Below are 17,225 nucleotides of genomic sequence, written 5' to 3' on the forward strand. Positions count from 1 at the left end.
CGCGATGACTACACACGCAGGTTTCGCCGGACGGACATATGTGGTCACCGGCTCGGCTTCGGGTATCGGCGCCGCGACTGCCGCGCTGCTTCGAGAGCGCGACGCGAAGGTCATCGGGTGTGATCTCAACGATGCAGAGATTCAGGCCGACCTGTCCTCTCCTGCCGGTCGGCGGGCATTGGTCGACCAAGTGAAAGAGCACGGTCGGATCGATGCGGTCCTGGCTATCGCCGGAGGCGGCAAAACCGGTCTGCTGGAGACGAATTACTTCGGTGCGGTCGCGACACTGGAGGGACTTCGGCCGCTGCTGGCGCAGAGCCCCGCACCCCGCGCGGTAGCCGTCTCCTCGACGGCATCGCTGGCGCCGGCCGATGATCGCATTGTCCAGGCGTGTCTCGACGGCGACGAGTCCGCCGCTGTCGGCTATCTCGCCGCCGATCCCTCGGCCGGTGGTGCAACCGGCGGCTACGGGATCGCCAAACGCGCATTGAATCGATGGGTCCGCAGGGTCGCCCCGACCGCGGAGTGGGCGGGTTCGGGCATCGCCCTCAACGTCGTTGCCCCGGGCGTGGTGGACACGCCCGCTGCCGCCTACATCCTCACCGACGAAAACGTCCGCAAAGCTGTGGAAACCGCTGCGCCGCAACCGTTCGGCGGGTTCCCTGGCCGGCCCGAATGGGTCGCCGAGCTCATCTGCTGGCTGACGAGCGCGGACAATCGCTTCGTGACCGGTCAGATCATCTTCGCCGACGGAGGATCGGAAGCGGTGGCGCTCGGCGACCGTCATTGGCGGTGAGGTGACAGCCCGGCGCCAGTCCGGACCGGCGGACAGGCGACGTCAAGCAGGGGCGCCGAGCGGGGGGTGCTCGAGGACGCGGGGCTTGTACTCGACCAGCTGGATGCGGCCGTCGAAGGTGCGGTGCTCGGTCATCTCGAGGGCAACGTCCGGGTAGCCGTCGTAGATGCGTTCCGCGCCTGTGGCACCGGTGATGACCGGAAACATGACAACCCGGAAGCGGTCGACGAGTCCGGCACGTAGCAGGGAGCGGCACAGGCTCAGGCTGCCGATCGTACTGAGGAGCCCAGACCCACTGGACTTCATGGCGCGGACGGCGTCGATGGCGTCGTCGCGGACGAGTGTGGAGTTGGCCCACGTCAGTGGCTCCTCGAGTGCGGAGGAGAACACGAACTTGGACGCTTGCGTGAGCTCGTCGACGGACGCCTCTTCTTCTGGCCTGAACTCGTCTTGGCCATCCGGGACCTCGCCGGCGGCGAAGCCCGACATCAGGCGGTAGGTGTTCGCTCCCATCAGGTAAGTGGCCTCGGGCTGCTCGCCGAGCCAGGCGAGGTACTCCGGGCCCTCGAGGCCCCAGAATCCGGGCCATCCCTCTCCTGAGGCGTAGCCGTCGAGGGACGTGATGAAGTCGACGAGAAGCTCTGACATGGCGGTGTCCTTTCGTAGGGTGTCATGAGTATCGACCGGCCGGGAGCCACAAACTCATCGGTCGAGCTGACCGTACTGCCCGAGTAGGCCGCCGATCGTTGATCGGAGGCCTTCGTTCGATATGGCAGGCGGCGGACCTGAAGCCCGATGAAGCTTTATCAGTCGGAAAAGGTATTGGGGCGCAACATAATCAAGAACTGAACTAAATTATCGAGGGCGCATGACGCGTAAATGGTTGTGCCGCAGGGATATAGCTCACATAGACATTACTGATCACCGGACTGATTGATTACTCCGAAAGTGGATTGATCAGGCAGTTTGCGCGAAACTCACTGCTGTTCAATTGAATTCATCCGACAATTTTTCGGTTTTCGATCATGGTGATGATCTTCGAACATAGGATCTTCCCACCAGTGCGGGTAGGCCGACATCAGCAGTCGCTGACCGATCGGTATCTGGGGTTCGAACTACCCTTCAGAGATAGGATGAGAAATGCGCATACGTGCAGCAGTCATGGCCGTCGGGATCGCGTTCCTGGGGCTCACCGGAATGTCCGCTCCGGCTAACGCGGTCGCCTCGCCCAGCTATACCAAGCTCGCGCCGGAGTCGGAACTGGCCGGGTGGCGGCACCTCGGCTGGTACCGGACCCACGGGCAATGCGTCGACGCCGGCCAGCAGTTCCAGCGTGAACACGCCATCAGAGAATGGCGGTGCGGGTACGACGCCGGGCACTCCCCGTCGTACGCGCTCTCCGGCAGGTAGCACCGAGTAGCTGACCGAATTGGTTGGGTCCTGTTGTGGCCCAACCAATTCGACGTCACTGGCGCTGTCGCTTGCGGGCGGCTTCGGCGGAGCCCTGGATGGCGACGAGCACGAGCACGACGATGAACACCACGATCTCGAGAGTGTTCCAGCCGAAGAGGTCCGACGTCGGTGCAGCCTCCGCCGACACGGCAGGTGGTGTTGCCGCCGCGACGGGCAATCGTTGTGCTGCGGTTGCGGATTCGGGGGTCGCGACGGGTGCGGAGACGGGCAGCACGAAGGGGGGATTCGGGATCGGGATCGGGGACGGGATGAGTAGCGGCACCGAAGGTGTCGGTGGCGGCGTGACGGTGGACAGCGTGAGGAGGCAGGTCACCACCGCACTGCCTGCCATCGCACTGCCGACGACCCCACTGCCGAGTGCGGATCCGCTCGAGCCGGAGGCGGGCGGGAGCAGTGCGGACCCGGCCGAACCGACCGCCCACCAGGGTGGGGCCAGGATTCCCGGCCCGATCAGGCCGGAGCCTGCGGCGGATCCGAGGAACAACAATGCGGCGCCCGCCGCGCTACCGACACACGCGGTGAGCATGCTGCCGGTATCGACGCCGAGGGCGGCGTTTCCGGTTGCCGCGGGTGTCGTCGCGTCCGCGTCGTCCGCGGTGTCGGCACCGCTGATTCGAAGTGCTCCGGCTGCGGCAGGTGCCGGTGGAGGTTCGAGTGCGAGTGGGCCCCCATCTGCGGCGGTTCCGATCGAGACACCTTGCAGAACAGTGCTTCCGGTCGAGGAATCTGCCGGAGCTGAGCTTCCGGTGGAAGCATCTGCCGGGACTGAGTTTCCGGTCGGGATGTCTGGCTGGGCTGTGCCGCCCGCCGGGGCGTCTGCCGGTGGCGTGCTTGCGTTCGGGGCATCTGCTGGTGCGGGACCGTCGACGGGGACGCCGGGCTGAGCGGCTCCGCCACTGCCGAAGCGTTGCTGTGCTACGTCACCGACGGGGACGCCCGGTTGGGCTACGCCACCGGTCGAGAAGTCTGGTTGAGCTGCGGCCCCCGGGGCGCCTACTGGTGGCGCGCCACCGGGTGAGACGTCCGGCTCGGCTGCACCGCCGGTCGAGAAGTCTGGTTGGGCCGCAGCCCCTGGGGAGCCTGCTAGTTGCGCGCCACCCGCTGGTGCGTTCGTCTGTGCCATACCGCCGGTCGAGAAATTCGGTTGAGCTGCGGATCCTGCGGTGCCTGCTGGTTGCGCGCCACCCGCTGGTGCGTTCGTCTGCGCCGTACCGCCGGTCGAGAAGTCTGGCTGAGCTGCGGCCCCCCGGACGCCTACCGATGGTGCGCCACCAGCAGATGTGTCCGGCTGCGCTGCACCACCGGCCGAGAAGCCTTGCTGCGCTAGCCATCCTGCGGCCACGTCGGCTACGGGCGGCGGGTCGGGGGTGTCGTCGGCGGCGGATTGGCCGCAGAACAGCAGTGCTGCGGGTACGAACGTGCTGACGACGACGAAACCTCTTGCGCCTCTGGTTATCCGCGGCGCGATGCCCTCCGGCCTCGACTGTGGACGGCTCATTCGGCGGTGGTGATCGGGCTGTCGCTGCTGGGCTCGTACTGCGACTGGGCGTAGCGGAAGGCGTCCGTCGGGACGCCGAGCACGCCGGAGAACGGTCGCTCGAGGTCGTGGATGGCCAGCAGTGCGGAGCCGATGATGACGCCGAGCAGCGCGGTCATCGCCACGCTGCGCCGGGTGACCAGCATGCCGGTCAGCACCGGGTTCAGCAGCACCAGTACCGCGCCGAAACACAGTGCGATGTAGAGGAATTGGGGGAGGTTTCGGACCACGTCGATGGCGCGATCGTGACGGGCTTGGGTCACGCGGTCGATGCCGGTCAGTGCCCGGGTGCGTGCCTCGACGACGGTCGGATCCTCCGACTGGACCGCGATGACGGCGGCGCGCAGCGAGTTGAGCGTCTTCTCGGTGTTGGGGCTGAGCCGTCGCTCGCGCTCCATGAGCGGCCATTCCTCGGTGAGGACCTGATCGGTGTAAGCGATGACCTTGTCGTGGATCCGGTCCCGGTCCGGGGCGGGCAGCGCGTGGATGGCCAGGTGGGTATCGACGAGGCCCTTCGACTCGGTGATCGTGTGGTTGTACGCATTCTGGTTCTGGTTCCAGCAGGCCACGAAGACGAAGGCGAGCACCGCGGTGAAGATGGTCTTGGCCAGATCGAGCGCGAGGTGACTGGACGACTCGTCACTGTTTTGTCGCCATGATTTCGGACGTATCCGATCCCCGACAACCAATACCGCCACCGCGATCATCGCGGCACAGATCGCGACGAGCAATTCCTGAGCCATCCCACTCCACTTTCCCGGGCAAAGTTCGGTACAACAGATTTCCGAGTGCATGGTTGAGCGGCCGAGGCAACCCCGGCATGGGCTAAGTAGAACAGCAACCGTCGAAGATTAGCCCTGGTAGACCGCCACGAGTTGGCGAAGTTACCGAAGTGTGATCATCGAACTAATAGATGAGCGAATTAACAGCAAATGCATGTTCGGCGGCGCGACATTTCGAGGAGTCGCCCGTTTTCGAGGCGATCCATAGGCGGCGCAGATCCGAACCCCGACGCAGCCGCTGCCCTCATTGGTTCCGTTCATGATCGACAGGACATGAGGGCGCCCACCAACCCTTCTCCGCCGCCGTGTCCCGTTCGCGGCCCGGCTCGGCGTCGGGTGGGACATGGTGGCGCTCCGACTCGTACGTCTCCGCCGCCGTGTCCCGTTCGCCGCTCGGCTCGGCGTCGGGTGGGACATGAGTGCGCTCCCGCTCGTACTTCTCCGCCACCATGTGCCGCTCTCTGGTCGTCTCCTCGCCAGGTGGGACGTGGTGGCGCTATTCGTACGTCTCCGCCGCCGTGTCCCGCTCGTCGCCTGACTGCGCGCCGGGCGGGACATGGGGGCGAAGTTACTCGGGCGGTGCTGCGACCCCTGTCTCGTTGATCCCGAAACGCGCAGCCACTGCGTTACTTGTGCCAGTTGGCCACAGCGGCAGGCCTTCTCGACGGGACATGGTGGTGACACGCCACTTGCACGGTCCGCCATCGCGTCCCGTTCGCCGCCGGACTCCGCGCCGAGGAAGACGTGGTGGCGCCTCCACTCGCACGTCTTCGCCGTCGTGTCCCGCGCGCTGCCCGAGTCCGCGCTGAGCGGGACATGACGGCGCTCCCGCCCGCACTTCTCCGCCACTGTGTCCCTCCCGCCGCCCGACCCTGCGCCGGGCGGGACGCGGTGGCACCCACTTGCACGGTCCGCCACCGTGTTCCGCCCGCCGCCCGCCGCCCGCCGCCCGCCGCCCGCCGCCCGCCGCCCGCCGCCCGCCGCCCGCCGCCCGCCGCCCGCCGCCCGCCGCCCGCCGCCCGCCGCTCGCCTCCCTCGCCGAGCGGGAGATGGTGGCGCTACTGCTCGTACTTCTCCGCCGCCGTGTCCCGATCGCGGCCCGGCTCGGCGTCAGGTGGGACATGGTGGCGCTCTCACTCGTACGCCTCCGCCGCTGCGTCCTGCTGGCCGCTCGGCTCCGTGCCGGGTGGGACATTGGCGGCGCTCCGACTCGTACGTTTCCACCACCGTGTCCCGCTCGCGGCCCGGCTCGGCGTTGGGTGGGACTTGGTGGCGCTCTCACTCGTATGTCTCCGCCGCTGTGTCCCGCTGGCCGCTCGCCTCCTCGCCGGGTGGGACGTGACGTGCTCCCTCTCGTACGTTTCCGTCACCGTGTCCCGCTGGCCGCTCGGCTCCGTGCCGGGTGGGACTTGGGGCGCTCCGACTCGTACTTCGCCACCACTGCGTCCCGCCCGCCGCCCGGCTCCGTGCCGAGTGGGACGTGGTGCAGAGCTACTCGGGCGATGCCGGCGACCCCGTCGCGTTGATCCTGCAACGTGTAGCGACCTGCACCCCTGTGTCATTGGGCCGCACTGGCAGGGCTTCTCGACCTTGCCGCCGGTCTAGTCGATCATGAAACCCCGCCGGCCACGCACCGCTACGCCGGCCACGCATCGGAACCACAGCCGGCCGCCGCTTACTCGGCGTCGCCGATGGTTCGTTCGAGGAAAGGTCCGCAATCGGCGACCAGGGCAGTCGTATTGTCGGTGCCACCGCTGCGAAGGGCGCTGTCCACCAAGGTTTCCGCGACGTGGGCAGCCGATTCCCCGTCGGCGAGCATCGTTTTGATCACGGCCATGTCGAGGCGCTTGTGTACACCGTCGGTGCTCAGCAGCAGCCTGCCGGTACTGGAGCCGGTGCCCGCGTGACCGATGTCGGCGGGCCGGACGGTGCGGACCGAGGTGAGGACCACGTGATCCAGTCGAGGTGCCGGACCGTAACCGCGGGTGCGCCAGAATTCGCCGACGGTGTGATCGGTGGTGATCTGGTGCAGCACCCGTCCGTTCCAGCGATAGGCGCGGCAGTCACCGACCCAGGCGACTTCGCACGGCCCGTCCGGTTGTCCCGCGGACGGCAGCACGGCGATGACGAGCACGCTGTCGGCCTCGGATTGCGGGAACTGGCGCAGCAATTCGCGTTGGGCCGCAAGGATTCCGGCGAACGCGCCGCTGCGTGCGCCGACGTGCGCGGCGACCTCCGCCGCGGTGCGCGCCGCCCGAGCGGCGGGCAAATGATCACCGACACCGTCGGCGACGACGAACGCCGTCTTCCCGGTGACCGGATCGATCACGGCGGCCGCGGCGTCGGCGTTGAGGGTGCGGGAACCGCGCCTGCTCAACGACTCCCATGTGGTACCGCTGAGTCGCACGTCGTCGGGATCGGGGCCGTCCGTGACAGGTGCCGAGCACATGTCTGACCTCCTCGGACTGCACCCTTGCCGCGTGCCGCTCGGCACTCTTCCAGTAAAGCGCGCTAACCCGTGCAGTCGGCAACAGTTTGCCGTGCAGTTCCTGTGAAGCCCATTACAGTTTGGTCTCTGGGCGCGACGCCGACAACGGCACGGCGAGTTGGGCTTTGACCCTTTCGTAGGTCGGCAGCGTCTCGTAGCGGTGCACGGACTTGTCCCTGACGAACAGCTCATTCGAGATCCGGCGGTAGTCGGCGAGGTCCTCAGTGATCATGACCACGACGTAATCCCACTGGCCCACAACGGAATAGCACTGCTGCACGGCCGGTTCGGCGAGCATGCGCTCGCAGAACGCGAGGTAGTGGTCGGCGTCGTCTTCGGCCAGTTCGACGAGCACGACGGTGGTCAAACCCATGCCCACCGTGCGCGGATCGATCACGGCGACCTGCGCGGTGATCACCCCACCGGTGCGCAGCCGGGTGAGCCTGCGCTGGACGGCGCTGGGGGAGAGGCCGACTCGTTCACCGAGTTCGTGCAGCGGTCGCGTCGCGTCGACCTGCACCAGCTCGAGCAGTCGGTGATCGATATCGTCCAACGGCAGCACACTCACGCAATAAATTTGCGTGCGAGCGGGAAAATTGTCAATCGCGTCCGGCGGTCTTCCTTCTAGGGTTCAGCTCATGGAAGATCTGGTCGATATCGACGTGCTGCGGCAGCGGGCAGGCATCAAATGGGCGCGCGCCGGAGCGGATGTGCTGCCCGCGTGGATCGCGGACATGGACTTCGCGGTGCCAGATCCGGTGCGCGCGGCACTGCGGCAGGCGGTGGACGGCGACCTCGGCTACCCCGCGTGGGATGAGCGTCCCGATCGAAATCCGTTGCAGGAAGCCTTCGCCGATCGCATGCGCGAGTTGTACGACTTCGGGATCGACCCGGACGACGTGTACGTCTTCACCGAGCTCATCCAGGTGCTGCAGATCGTGCTGCAACTCATGACCCGGCCGGGCGACGCGATCGCCGTGCACACCCCCGCGTACCCTCCGTTCCTGCAAACCATCGAGCTCATGGGGAGACGCCTGGTGCCGATCCCGATGGTCGAGCAGGCCGACGGCTGCACCTTCGATGTCGACCGGATGGCCGAGGATATTCGTAGCAACAACTGCCGCGCTTTGATTCTGGTGAACCCGAACAACCCGACGGGCCACGTGTTCGATCGCGAGGAACTCACGGCCATCGCCGAGATCGCGGCCCGCAACGATCTTTTGGTGATCGCCGACGAAATCCACTCCGAGCTCGTGCACGAGCGGCACCAGCACACCCCGTTCGCCTCGCTCGGACCGGAAACCGCCGCGCGCACAGTCACTCTCAACTCCGCGAGCAAAGCCTTCAATCTGGCCGGACTGCGGTGCTGCGTCGCCCACGTCGGCGACAGCCGGGTCCGCGCCGCCTTGGATGCGCAACCACCGCAGCTGTATGGACAGGTGAGCGCGCTCAGCGTGCTGGCGACCTGCACCGCGTGGCGCGACGGTGCCGCATGGCTGGCCGCGACGCGAGAGCTGCTGACCGCCAACCGCGACCTCGTCGCCGAGACGCTGCGACCGGAGATCCGGTTCCACCGCCCCGACGCGGGCTACCTGGCCTGGCTCGACTGCCGCGCACTAGAACTCGATCGAGACCCCGCGGACTTCTTCCTCGAGCAGGCGAAGGTCAAACTGCTGTCCGGCCCGGACTTCGGTCCCGGCGGTGCGGGTTTCGCGCGCCTGAACTTCGCGACCTACCGCCCGGTCCTCGCGGATATGCTCGGCCGCATGAACGACGCGGTGCACAAGCACCTCAATCGCTGACGGAAGCCGAACGGGCACAAAGTAATCGGGCGAATCAACGGATAGGTTGGATCAGTGAGCGTCTGGACCGCACTGGTGTCGTTCGCCGTCGTCGCGGGGTTCCTCACCCTGGTTCCCGGCCTGGACACCGCCCTCGTCCTGCGCTCCGCGATTGTCCGCGGCACGCGCACCGCGTTCACGACCGCGCTGGGGGTGGGCAGCGGACTGCTGGTGTGGGGCATCGCGACGACGTGCGGGCTGTCGGTGTTGCTGACCACCTCGCAATGGGCGTACACGGTGCTGCGCATCGCCGGTGCGATCTATCTGATCTGGCTCGGCCTCACCAGCTTGGTCGCTTTGCTGCGCTCCGGCGACCTCGGTGCCGGGCAGTTCGACGACCGCGCCGTCGCGAACGGCAGTCTGCTGCGGGCCTGGGCGCGCGGTGCGACGTCGAACCTGCTCAACCCCAAAGTAGGCGTGTTCTACATCGCGATGCTGCCGCAGTTCATCCCGCCGCACGCGCCGCACCTGCTGATGGGCACGGCACTCACCCTGATCCACTTCGTCGAGGGAGTGCTGTGGTCCACGGTGCTGATCTGCGGCGTCCGGTTCACCAAGTCGTGGCTCGATCGGCCCTCGGTCAAGCGCTGGATGGAAGCCCTCACCGGCTCGGTGCTGGTCGCCCTCGGATTGAAGCTGGCGCTCGATAGCCCCTGATCCGTTACCCCGGTGCGACTTACGGCGTTGCGATCACCGTGATGCTGACCCCTGCGGCCGGGCCGATTGGCACCGTACGCTGTGTCGCCCGGCCCCGCACGGGTACGCCCCGGTGGGAGGGATGGGAAACGGGAGTCTGGACAGGTGGTAGGAAAGGGTACGTGTCCACAACTGTCGAAGGATCGGTCCCCAACAGCAGCTCGCGTGCGGTCGACGAGGTGGTAGACCTGGTCAGCGCGCTGATCCGGTTCGATACCTCGAACACCGGCGACCTGGCCACCACCAAGGGCGAGCGCGAATGCGCGGAATGGGTGGCCGAACAACTGCACCAGGCCGGGTATACGACCGAGTATGTGGAGTCGGGCGCGCCGGGGCGCGGGAATGTGTTCGCACGGCTGCCCGGCGCGGACTCCAGCCGCGGTGCGCTGATGATGCACGGCCACCTGGACGTGGTGCCCGCCGAGGCGGCCGACTGGAGCGTGCACCCGTTCTCCGGTGCGGTGCGCGACGGCTACGTGTGGGGCCGCGGCGCCATCGACATGAAGGACATGGTCGGGATGATGCTGGCGATCGCTCGCCAGTTCAAGCTCGAGGGCACGGTGCCGCCCCGCGACATCGTGTTCGCCTTCCTGGCCGACGAGGAGAACGGCGGCAAGTGGGGCTCGCAGTGGCTGGTGGACAACCGGCCCGACCTGTTCGAGGGGATCACCGAAGCCGTCGGGGAGGTCGGCGGGTTCTCGCTGACGGTGCCGCGCCCGGACGGCACCGAACGCAGGCTGTATCTGGTGGAGACCGCCGAGAAGGGTCTCGGCTGGATGCGGTTGCGCGCCAAGGCCCGTGCGGGACACGGCTCGTTCCTGCACGAGGACAACGCGGTCACCATTCTGGCCGCCGCGGTCGCGCGGTTGGGCAAACACACGTTCCCCGTGGTGATGTCGGATTCGGTGAGCGAGTTCCTGGCCGCCGTCGCCGAGGAGACCGGCCTGCAGTTCGATCCGGACAGCCCCGACATCGAGGGCCAGCTGGCGAAGCTGGGCACCATCTCCCGCATTATCGGTGCGACGCTGCGTGATACGGCGAATCCGACCATGTTGCAGGCCGGGTACAAGGCCAACGTGATCCCGCAGACCGCGGAGGCCGTCGTCGACTGCCGGGTGGTGCCCGGCCGGCAGGCGGCGTTCGAGCGGGAGGTGGACGAGTTGATCGGCCCGGACGTCGAGCGGGAGTGGATCACCAAACTCGACTCCTACGAAACAACTTTCGACGGTCACCTGGTGGACGCGATGAACGACGCGATCCTCGCCCACGACCCGCAGGGCCGTACCGTGCCCTACATGCTCTCGGGCGGCACCGACGCGAAGGCGTTCGCCCGCTTGGGCATTCGCTGCTTCGGCTTCGCGCCGCTGCAGCTGCCGCCGGAACTGGACTTCACCGCGCTGTTCCACGGCGTCGACGAACGAGTTCCGGTGGAGGCGCTCGAATTCGGCACCCGGGTGCTGGAACACTTTTTGCTGAACAGCTGACGAAAGGACAACCCGTGCCCGATTATTCCTACAATCCCTACGACGCGCTGCCGCAGCTGCCGTCGTTCACGCTGACCTCCGACGACGTCACCGACGGTCAGCCACTAGGCAACGATCAGGTCAGCGGCATCTTCGGCGCGGGCGGCAAGGACATCTCGCCGCAGCTGTCCTGGTCCGGATTCCCCGAGGAGACAAAGAGTTTCGCGGTCACCGTGTACGATCCGGACGCACCGACCGCGGCGGGCTTCTGGCACTGGGCGGTGGCCGACATCCCGGTCGGCGCGACCTCGCTGCCGACCGGCGCGGGCAGCGGTGAGGAGGGCGGCGCGCTGCCTACCGGGGCGATCACGCTGCGCAACGACGGCGGGTTCGCCGGATTCGTCGGCGCGGGACCGCCGCCCGGACACGGCTACCACCGCTACTTCATCGTGGTGCACGCGGTGGACGTGGAGAGCCTCGGCATCGACGAGTCCGCGACGCCCGCGTACCTCGGTTTCAACCTCTTCTCGCACGCTATCGCACGCGCCACGATCGTGGGCACCTACGAGCAAAAGTAACGCCGAACAACTGTGGCCCTGAGCGAAATGCTCAGGGCCACAGTCGTTATCAGATACCGGCGAGTTACTTGACGTTGACGACCTTGTCCGAGAGCTCCTTCGCGTAGAGCGCCTCGATCTCGGCCGCGTACTTGTTAGCGATCGGGGAGCGCTTGAGTGACATCTTCGGGGTCAGCTCGTCGCCGCCCGGCTCCCAGACCGCGCCGATAATGGTGAACCGCTTGATCTGCTCCACCCGGGAGAGCTTCACGTTGCCCGCCTGCACCGCGGCCAGCACCTCGTCGAGGATCTCCTTGCGGGTCGCCAGCGTCGCCACATCGGCGTCGGTGGCGTCGAATTCCTTGGCGCGCAAGGCCGCAACGTCCGGGTCGAGCACGATCAGCGCCGCGATGTACGGCTTGGCGTCACCGACTGCGACGACCTGGCCGACCAGCGAGGACACCGCCTTCACCGCGTTCTCGACATTGCTCGGCGCGATGTTCTTGCCCGCCTCGTTGATGATCAGTTCTTTCTTGCGATCCACGATGCGCAGGTAGCCGTCGGGGTCGAGGGTGCCGACGTCGCCGGTGTGCAGCCAGCCGTCGTCGTCGATCGCCTCCGCCGTCTGCTCCGGCATGTTGCGGTAGCCGCGGGTCACGATCGGCCCGCGCACCAAGACCTCACCGTCGGTGTCCAGTCGCAGCTCCAGGCCGTCGACCGGGCGGCCGACCGAGCCGGGGCGCGGCTTGTCCTTCTCGGTGAAGGTGCCGACGCCGGTGGTCTCCGACATGCCCCACACCTCGCTCATCGGGAAGCCGAGGCCGATGAAGTATTCGAGCGTCTCCGGGGGGATCGGCGCGGCGCCGGAGGCGGGCACGTTCAGCGCGTCCAAGCCCATGGCGTGCCGCAGCTTCGACAGCACCAGCGCCTCGGCCACTTTGTGCTGCACGGCCAGGGCGGGGCCGCGGCTGCGACCCGCGAGATCCGCACGGGCCGCGGCCTTTCCGGTCTCGATGGCCCAGTTGGCGAGCGCCTTCTTCACCCCGCTCGGCTCGGCGGCGAGCTTGCCCTCGATACCGACCTTGATCTTCTGCCACACCCGCGGCACCCCGAAGAAGGTGGTCGGGCGGGCGTCGGGCAGGGCCGCGGCGACCTCGCGCGGGTCCGGCACGGTGGTCACCTGGACGCCGGTGATCAGGTTGATGGCGTGGCAGGAGATGCGGTCGGCGACGTGCGCGGCGGGCAGATACGACACCGAACGGTCGTCCAGGCCGACCGGCAGCGGGCCGTTGACCAGGGCGATGATCTGCGCGATCACGTTGCGGTGCGAGACCTCGACGCCCTTGGACGGGCCGGTGGTGCCCGAGGTGTAGATCAGGGTGGCCAGGTCATCCGGCTTCACTGCCCGCCAGGCCGCGTCGAAATCGAAGTCGGCGGCGGGGTTCGCCTCGACCTCGGCGAGGGTGATCGTGCCGGCCGCCGGGCCGTCGACCAGGATGATGTGCGCGAGTTCGACGCCCGCACCGGTCACCTTGTCCAGGAAAACCTGTTCCGTCACGACCACTTTGTTCGCCGCATTGGTGAACAAATGGGTGATCTGCTCGGACGAGCTGGTGTTGTAGATCGAGAACGGGGTAGCGCCCAGGTGCAGCGCCGCGGTGTCGACCAAGTTGAATTCCGGCCGGTTGGTCAGCATGATCCCGACGGTGTCGCCAGGCCCGACACCCAGCCCGGCCAGGCCTGCCGCGATGGACTGCACCCGTTCGCCGTACTCGCGCCAGGTGATCTGCTGTGTTCCGCCGACCGTCCGCAACGCCACCTGCTCGGGTCGCAACGTCCGGGTCTCCTGGAACGCCTCCGGAACCGTGTAGACCGTTTTGCCCGATTTGTGCGCATAGCCGATGTCTGTCTTCATATCCCTGTTCCCGATATTCATGCCATGAATCGCGCCTCGCGGCGTCCACACGCGGGCGATTCGAGACCCGATCCTGACACAATGAAATGACGCCTCAGTCAGTTTCTCACGGGCCGGCGCACCAGGAGTGGCGCGGCTCACTTATCGTAGCCAGATCGCAGGCGTAGTGACGGTGCTTACGTGCGAAGTAGTCGTCGCAGATGAAACCACTCGAGGCGGCGGCGCGGGCTTTACGACCCGCACGATCCCGCGTACGGCAACCATTCTGGAATGCAGTGGAGGCATCTTCGAGACCCACTCTCCATAGCCTTGAAGCCGGTCGTCATCCCCTGCCGTTCGCGATAGGAGGGTTTAGGGAGGCGCCGGAGCGTCAACTATCGATGGACATTGGCAATTGACCATTGAGAACGGCAAGTGCCACACTGAAATTGGCGATTCGATCGCCCCGCCAGGTACGCGGGAGGGCCTGGTGACGAGCGTGATTCTTCGAACACAGCACCTTCGGCCGAGATTCGACGCACCCCGAAAGCGGGCGTTACGTCCCGGCGCGGTCTCCTCCACCTCCAGGAGCGAGGCCGTTCGGCACCACGCGGACTGTCGCGCGCCGACCAACGGGGGACCACCGTGCAGCACCCCAGTCTCCGACTGCACACCGGATGCACGACAGGAGGACGTCGTGACCATTGACGTGATGGCCTGGTCGATGACCAGTGACAGGACACCCGAATCCGCCCATCGGGCAGCGGATTCCAGCATGGAGGTGTGGCGGCTCAGCTGGCTGCCGGACCGCCAATTGAGCCGTGACCAGGCCCGAGCGGGCATGGAACTCGACGAACTGCTCGGCGACCCGAAGGCGGTGGACGATCCGGCGGCGATGGTCCGGATGACCAACTACGCCAGCGCACTGGGCGTCACGCTGATCGAGGCGGTGGTGCTGCTGGCGCAGCGGATGGCGGCGCGGTTGTCGCCACCGGCGGAAGCGGCACCGGGCGAGCGGTCCGTGCGACCGCATCAGCACGGGCATGCCATCGATCCGCCGTTCGTGCGCGGCTAGCAGGCACCGAGCTCAGGCGTTGGCGGCGTACTCCGCGCCGATCGCGTCGGCGATGTTCTGATACCCGTTGTCGCGCAAGCGTTGTGCGAGCCCGCGGTGAATTTTGCGCGTCCAGAACGGGCCACCGTAGATGAATCCGGTGTAGCCCTGCAGGAGCGTGGCGCCCGCGCGGATGCGTTCCCACGCCTGGTCGGCGGTTTCGATCCCGCCGACGGAGATCAGCACGAGCCGGTCGCCGACGCGGCGGTAGAGGCGGCGCAGCACGTCGAGCGAGCGGTCGGCGACCGGGGCGCCGGAGAGTCCGCCCGCGCCCATGGCGGCGACCTCGTCGGCGGGCGTGCGCAGGCCGTCGCGGCGGATGGTGGTGTTGGTGGCGACGATGCCGGCCAGGCCGAGTTCCACGGCCAGGTCGGCGACGGCGTCGATGTCCTCGTCGGACAGGTCGGGGGCGATCTTCACCAGGACCGGCACCTGGACGCTGTCGAGCACGGCCTGCAGCAGCGGGCGCAGCGACTCCACTGCTTGCAGGTCGCGCAGTCCAGGAGTGTTGGGGGAGCTGACATTGACGACGACGAAGTCGGCGAGCGGGCCGAGCAGCGCCGCGCTGATCGCGTAATCGTCTGCGGCATCGGCGGGTTCGACGATTTTGGTCTTGCCGATGTTCGCGCCGATGGGCACGTCACCGCGGCGGCGGCGCAGGTGCTCGGCGGCGGCCGCGGCACCGAAGTTGTTGAAGCCCATACGGTTGATCAGCGCGCGGTCGGCGGGCAGCCGGAACAACCGAGGCGCGGGATTGCCGGGCTGGGCCTGCGCGGTGACGGTGCCGATCTCGGCGAAGCCGAAACCCAGTGGCGCCCAAGCGTCTACCCCGTCGGCGTTCTTGTCGAAGCCGGCGGCCAGGCCGACCGGCGCCGGGAAGTCGATGCCGAAGGCGGTGTTGCGCAGGATCGGATCGTCGCCGGCGAAGACGGTGGTCATCAGCCAGCGCGTGGGCGCGAAGCGCGCGGCCAGGCGCATGACGCCGAAGACCAAGTGGTGGATGCGTTCCGGCGGAACCAGGAACATCAGGCGTAATAACAGGGCGTACATCAGCTCACATTCCCGGTTCCGGCTGGGGTAGTGCGGTTTTTCGGCGGCGCAGCAGCACCCGGCGGCTACCGTCGGTATAGGCCCGCACGCGGGACAGTTCCCAGCCGCCGAACTCGGCCTGGATGGCCAGCCGCATGGACGCGGTCACCCTGGTCACCTCGGGTGGCAGCCGCAGCGGCACGTATTCGTAGTCGTCGCTGGTGGTTTCCCAGCCTGCGGGCAGTGCGCTGCGCCGCGCTCGCTGCTCGCGTGGTGAAGCTGGTTCGTCGTCTGCGCGCGTTGCCCGAGTCATCATTGGCCTTTCTTCCGATCGTCCGCGCGGATCCGCTGCAGACCGCCGTCGGCCGCGGACCCTACGAACATGTCACCGGTGCGCTGATCGATGGTCACCGAGTTCGGTTGCCGCACCGTGGGGTAACGGCCGACCTCTGTCGGAATACCTGTCGACAGATCGAATCCGACGACTTCGTTGCTCTGCGTGCACGTCACCCACACGGTGTCGGACCGCTGATCGTAGGCAAGCGCGTAAGGCGAAGAGTTTACCGGGAACCGCTGGCGCAGGAGGAGAGGTCCGGCGCTGAAGACCAATAGTTCGCCGCCGTCGGTGTCGGTGACGATGATCCGGCCGAACCGGTCGGCGATCATGTTGGTGGCGCCGTCGCCCGCGCGCAGAGCCAAGCCGAGGTTCTTCTTGCCCAGGTCGATCTCGGTGACCGAGGTTTGGCGGCGGTCCAGCACCGCCACGTGGTCCTCGGTGACGGCGAGCGCGTCGGCGGAGGCCAGGCCGTCGACGGTCCGGACGAGCTTGCCTTCGGGGTCGAGGGTGCGGACCTTGCCGTCCGCGGTGCCGACGAGCAGGGTGCCGTCGTCGCGGCGCTGCACCGATCTGGCGTCGCCGTCCACCGGGAGCTCGGTGAGGGTGGCGGTGGCGATGTCGACGCGGATGATCCGGTCGGGCGTGGGGATCAGCAGTTCGCCTGGTTTGCCCTGGGCGAGGCTTGCGCCGGGCGCGGGCAGTGACACCGTGCGCGGCGTGCCGTTTGGGGTGAGCGTCGCGGGGTCGAACAGGGCGAGGGTGCTGCCGGACTCCAGCGCGGCGATCTGTCCGGTGCTGGCCTCGACGAGCAACGCACCGACGGGGTTGGCGAGCCCGACGATGTCCCCTGCGGGAAGCGTTGTCCCGGCGGGCGAGACTGCGGCAACCGCCGGATCCCGGGTGGGAAGGTTGTCACTGTTCGAGCCGGAGGAACAGCCGGCCAGCAGGGCGAGTGTCGTCACGCCGACGAGCGCGGTGGTGACGCGAGAGATTCCCGGGCGTGTCGCCGATCGAACGCCGCGGTTACGGTCGCCGCGGTTCCGATCGTGGAGCGCAATCACAGAGGTGTCCGCGAACGCCGCCAATCCAACCCAGCCGCGAGGGCGCATCCACCGAACTCCTTCTACCGACGATTCATCGCAACTCCACCATCTGACCATGATGGCGCACCATCGCGGCGTACCGGGGTGGCGGCTGGGGGAGAATGTCGGTGATGCG

At 67.3% G+C, this 17,225-nt stretch carries 16 protein-coding genes; 7 read left to right on the top strand and 9 right to left on the bottom strand.

Annotated elements, in window-relative coordinates; genetic code table 11:
• Nucleotides 1-4 precede the first annotated feature (4 nt).
• Nucleotides 5-796: an SDR family oxidoreductase gene (locus IBX18_RS08950; RefSeq protein WP_228540611.1), complete on the top strand. Its 792-nt coding sequence runs from the start codon at nucleotides 5-7 to the stop codon at nucleotides 794-796.
• A 42-nt stretch (nucleotides 797-838) separates the two neighbouring features.
• On the opposite strand, the gene IBX18_RS08955 is transcribed toward IBX18_RS08950, so the two are convergent.
• Nucleotides 839-1,444 (bottom strand): dihydrofolate reductase family protein, encoded by a 606-nt coding sequence (locus tag IBX18_RS08955; protein WP_194833256.1) that lies wholly within the window; start codon nucleotides 1,442-1,444, stop codon nucleotides 839-841.
• 492 nt (nucleotides 1,445-1,936) lie between these two features.
• On the opposite strand from IBX18_RS08955, the gene IBX18_RS08960 reads away from it, so the two are divergent.
• The gene (locus IBX18_RS08960) at nucleotides 1,937-2,206 is read left to right on the top strand and encodes a hypothetical protein (RefSeq protein ID WP_194833257.1); all 270 of its coding nucleotides are present in this window, start codon (nucleotides 1,937-1,939) and stop codon (nucleotides 2,204-2,206) included.
• Nucleotides 2,207-2,261: 55 nt separating this feature from the next.
• Here IBX18_RS08960 and IBX18_RS08965 read toward each other — a convergent pair whose 3' ends face one another.
• The 4 genes from IBX18_RS08965 to IBX18_RS08980 all read right to left on the bottom strand — a co-directional run bounded on the left by IBX18_RS08965 (nucleotide 2,262) and on the right by IBX18_RS08980 (nucleotide 7,644).
• Nucleotides 2,262-2,795: a hypothetical protein gene (locus tag IBX18_RS08965; RefSeq protein ID WP_194833258.1), complete on the bottom strand. Its 534-nt coding sequence runs from the start codon at nucleotides 2,793-2,795 to the stop codon at nucleotides 2,262-2,264.
• A 968-nt stretch (nucleotides 2,796-3,763) separates the two neighbouring features.
• Nucleotides 3,764-4,549 (bottom strand): DUF4239 domain-containing protein, encoded by a 786-nt coding sequence (locus IBX18_RS08970; protein ID WP_194833259.1) that lies wholly within the window; start codon nucleotides 4,547-4,549, stop codon nucleotides 3,764-3,766.
• A gap of 1,714 nt (nucleotides 4,550-6,263) precedes the next feature.
• On the bottom strand, nucleotides 6,264-7,037 hold the full coding sequence (locus IBX18_RS08975; RefSeq protein WP_194833260.1) for a PP2C family serine/threonine-protein phosphatase: 774 nt from the start codon (nucleotides 7,035-7,037) through the stop codon (nucleotides 6,264-6,266).
• A 112-nt stretch (nucleotides 7,038-7,149) separates the two neighbouring features.
• Nucleotides 7,150-7,644 (bottom strand): Lrp/AsnC family transcriptional regulator, encoded by a 495-nt coding sequence (locus IBX18_RS08980; RefSeq protein WP_306796201.1) that lies wholly within the window; start codon nucleotides 7,642-7,644, stop codon nucleotides 7,150-7,152.
• A 70-nt stretch (nucleotides 7,645-7,714) separates the two neighbouring features.
• Between IBX18_RS08980 and IBX18_RS08985 the strand changes: the two genes are divergently transcribed.
• The 4 genes from IBX18_RS08985 (at nucleotide 7,715) to IBX18_RS09000 (ending at nucleotide 11,654) form a co-directional block, all read left to right on the top strand.
• Nucleotides 7,715-8,878: a MalY/PatB family protein gene (locus IBX18_RS08985; RefSeq protein WP_194833261.1), complete on the top strand. Its 1,164-nt coding sequence runs from the start codon at nucleotides 7,715-7,717 to the stop codon at nucleotides 8,876-8,878.
• A gap of 54 nt (nucleotides 8,879-8,932) precedes the next feature.
• Entirely contained in the window at nucleotides 8,933-9,574 is a 642-nt protein-coding gene (locus IBX18_RS08990) for a LysE family translocator (protein ID WP_194833262.1), read from the top strand.
• 161 nt (nucleotides 9,575-9,735) lie between these two features.
• On the top strand, nucleotides 9,736-11,097 hold the full coding sequence (locus IBX18_RS08995) for a M20/M25/M40 family metallo-hydrolase (protein ID WP_194833263.1): 1,362 nt from the start codon (nucleotides 9,736-9,738) through the stop codon (nucleotides 11,095-11,097).
• A gap of 14 nt (nucleotides 11,098-11,111) precedes the next feature.
• On the top strand, nucleotides 11,112-11,654 hold the full coding sequence (locus IBX18_RS09000) for a YbhB/YbcL family Raf kinase inhibitor-like protein (RefSeq protein ID WP_194833264.1): 543 nt from the start codon (nucleotides 11,112-11,114) through the stop codon (nucleotides 11,652-11,654).
• A 64-nt stretch (nucleotides 11,655-11,718) separates the two neighbouring features.
• Here the strand turns inward: IBX18_RS09000 and IBX18_RS09005 are convergent, their stop codons facing one another.
• Entirely contained in the window at nucleotides 11,719-13,548 is a 1,830-nt protein-coding gene (locus IBX18_RS09005; protein WP_194833265.1) for a long-chain fatty acid--CoA ligase, read from the bottom strand.
• A 676-nt stretch (nucleotides 13,549-14,224) separates the two neighbouring features.
• Here IBX18_RS09005 and IBX18_RS09010 point away from each other — a divergent pair.
• A complete protein-coding gene (locus tag IBX18_RS09010) occupies nucleotides 14,225-14,602 on the top strand; it encodes a hypothetical protein (protein WP_194833266.1) in 378 nt (125 codons plus the stop codon).
• Between the two features lie 12 nt (nucleotides 14,603-14,614).
• On the opposite strand, the gene IBX18_RS09015 is transcribed toward IBX18_RS09010, so the two are convergent.
• Genes IBX18_RS09015 through IBX18_RS09025 form a run of 3 tightly spaced genes read right to left on the bottom strand, consistent with a single transcriptional unit; the run spans nucleotide 14,615 to nucleotide 16,969 of the window.
• Complete coding sequence (locus IBX18_RS09015) at nucleotides 14,615-15,691, bottom strand: quinone-dependent dihydroorotate dehydrogenase (RefSeq protein ID WP_194833267.1); 1,077 nt, start codon at nucleotides 15,689-15,691, stop codon at nucleotides 14,615-14,617.
• A gap of 4 nt (nucleotides 15,692-15,695) precedes the next feature.
• Entirely contained in the window at nucleotides 15,696-15,983 is a 288-nt protein-coding gene (locus tag IBX18_RS09020; protein WP_228540747.1) for a DUF5703 family protein, read from the bottom strand.
• On the bottom strand, nucleotides 15,983-16,969 hold the full coding sequence (locus tag IBX18_RS09025; RefSeq protein WP_306796202.1) for a hypothetical protein: 987 nt from the start codon (nucleotides 16,967-16,969) through the stop codon (nucleotides 15,983-15,985). The genes IBX18_RS09020 and IBX18_RS09025 overlap by 1 nt, the downstream gene beginning before the upstream one ends.
• Nucleotides 16,970-17,225: the final 256 nt, after the last annotated feature.

Origin of the sequence: Nocardia sp. XZ_19_369 (genome assembly GCF_015355715.1) — a bacterium.
In the GTDB taxonomy this organism is placed as follows: Bacteria; Actinomycetota; Actinomycetes; order Mycobacteriales; family Mycobacteriaceae; genus Nocardia.

Excerpts from the sequence above, each read along its gene's own strand:
- IBX18_RS08950 (WP_228540611.1), top strand. The coding sequence starts at position 5 with ATGACTACACACGCAGGTTTCGCCGGACGGACATATGTGGTCACCGGC.
- IBX18_RS08955 (WP_194833256.1), bottom strand. The coding sequence starts at position 1,444 with ATGTCAGAGCTTCTCGTCGACTTCATCACGTCCCTCGACGGCTACGCC.
- IBX18_RS08960 (WP_194833257.1), top strand. The coding sequence starts at position 1,937 with ATGCGCATACGTGCAGCAGTCATGGCCGTCGGGATCGCGTTCCTGGGG.
- IBX18_RS08965 (WP_194833258.1), bottom strand. The coding sequence starts at position 2,795 with ATGCTCACCGCGTGTGTCGGTAGCGCGGCGGGCGCCGCATTGTTGTTC.
- IBX18_RS08970 (WP_194833259.1), bottom strand. The coding sequence starts at position 4,549 with ATGGCTCAGGAATTGCTCGTCGCGATCTGTGCCGCGATGATCGCGGTG.
- IBX18_RS08975 (WP_194833260.1), bottom strand. The coding sequence starts at position 7,037 with ATGTGCTCGGCACCTGTCACGGACGGCCCCGATCCCGACGACGTGCGA.
- IBX18_RS08985 (WP_194833261.1), top strand. The coding sequence starts at position 7,715 with ATGGAAGATCTGGTCGATATCGACGTGCTGCGGCAGCGGGCAGGCATC.
- IBX18_RS09005 (WP_194833265.1), bottom strand. The coding sequence starts at position 13,548 with ATGAAGACAGACATCGGCTATGCGCACAAATCGGGCAAAACGGTCTAC.
- IBX18_RS09015 (WP_194833267.1), bottom strand. The coding sequence starts at position 15,691 with ATGTACGCCCTGTTATTACGCCTGATGTTCCTGGTTCCGCCGGAACGC.
- IBX18_RS09020 (WP_228540747.1), bottom strand. The coding sequence starts at position 15,983 with ATGACTCGGGCAACGCGCGCAGACGACGAACCAGCTTCACCACGCGAG.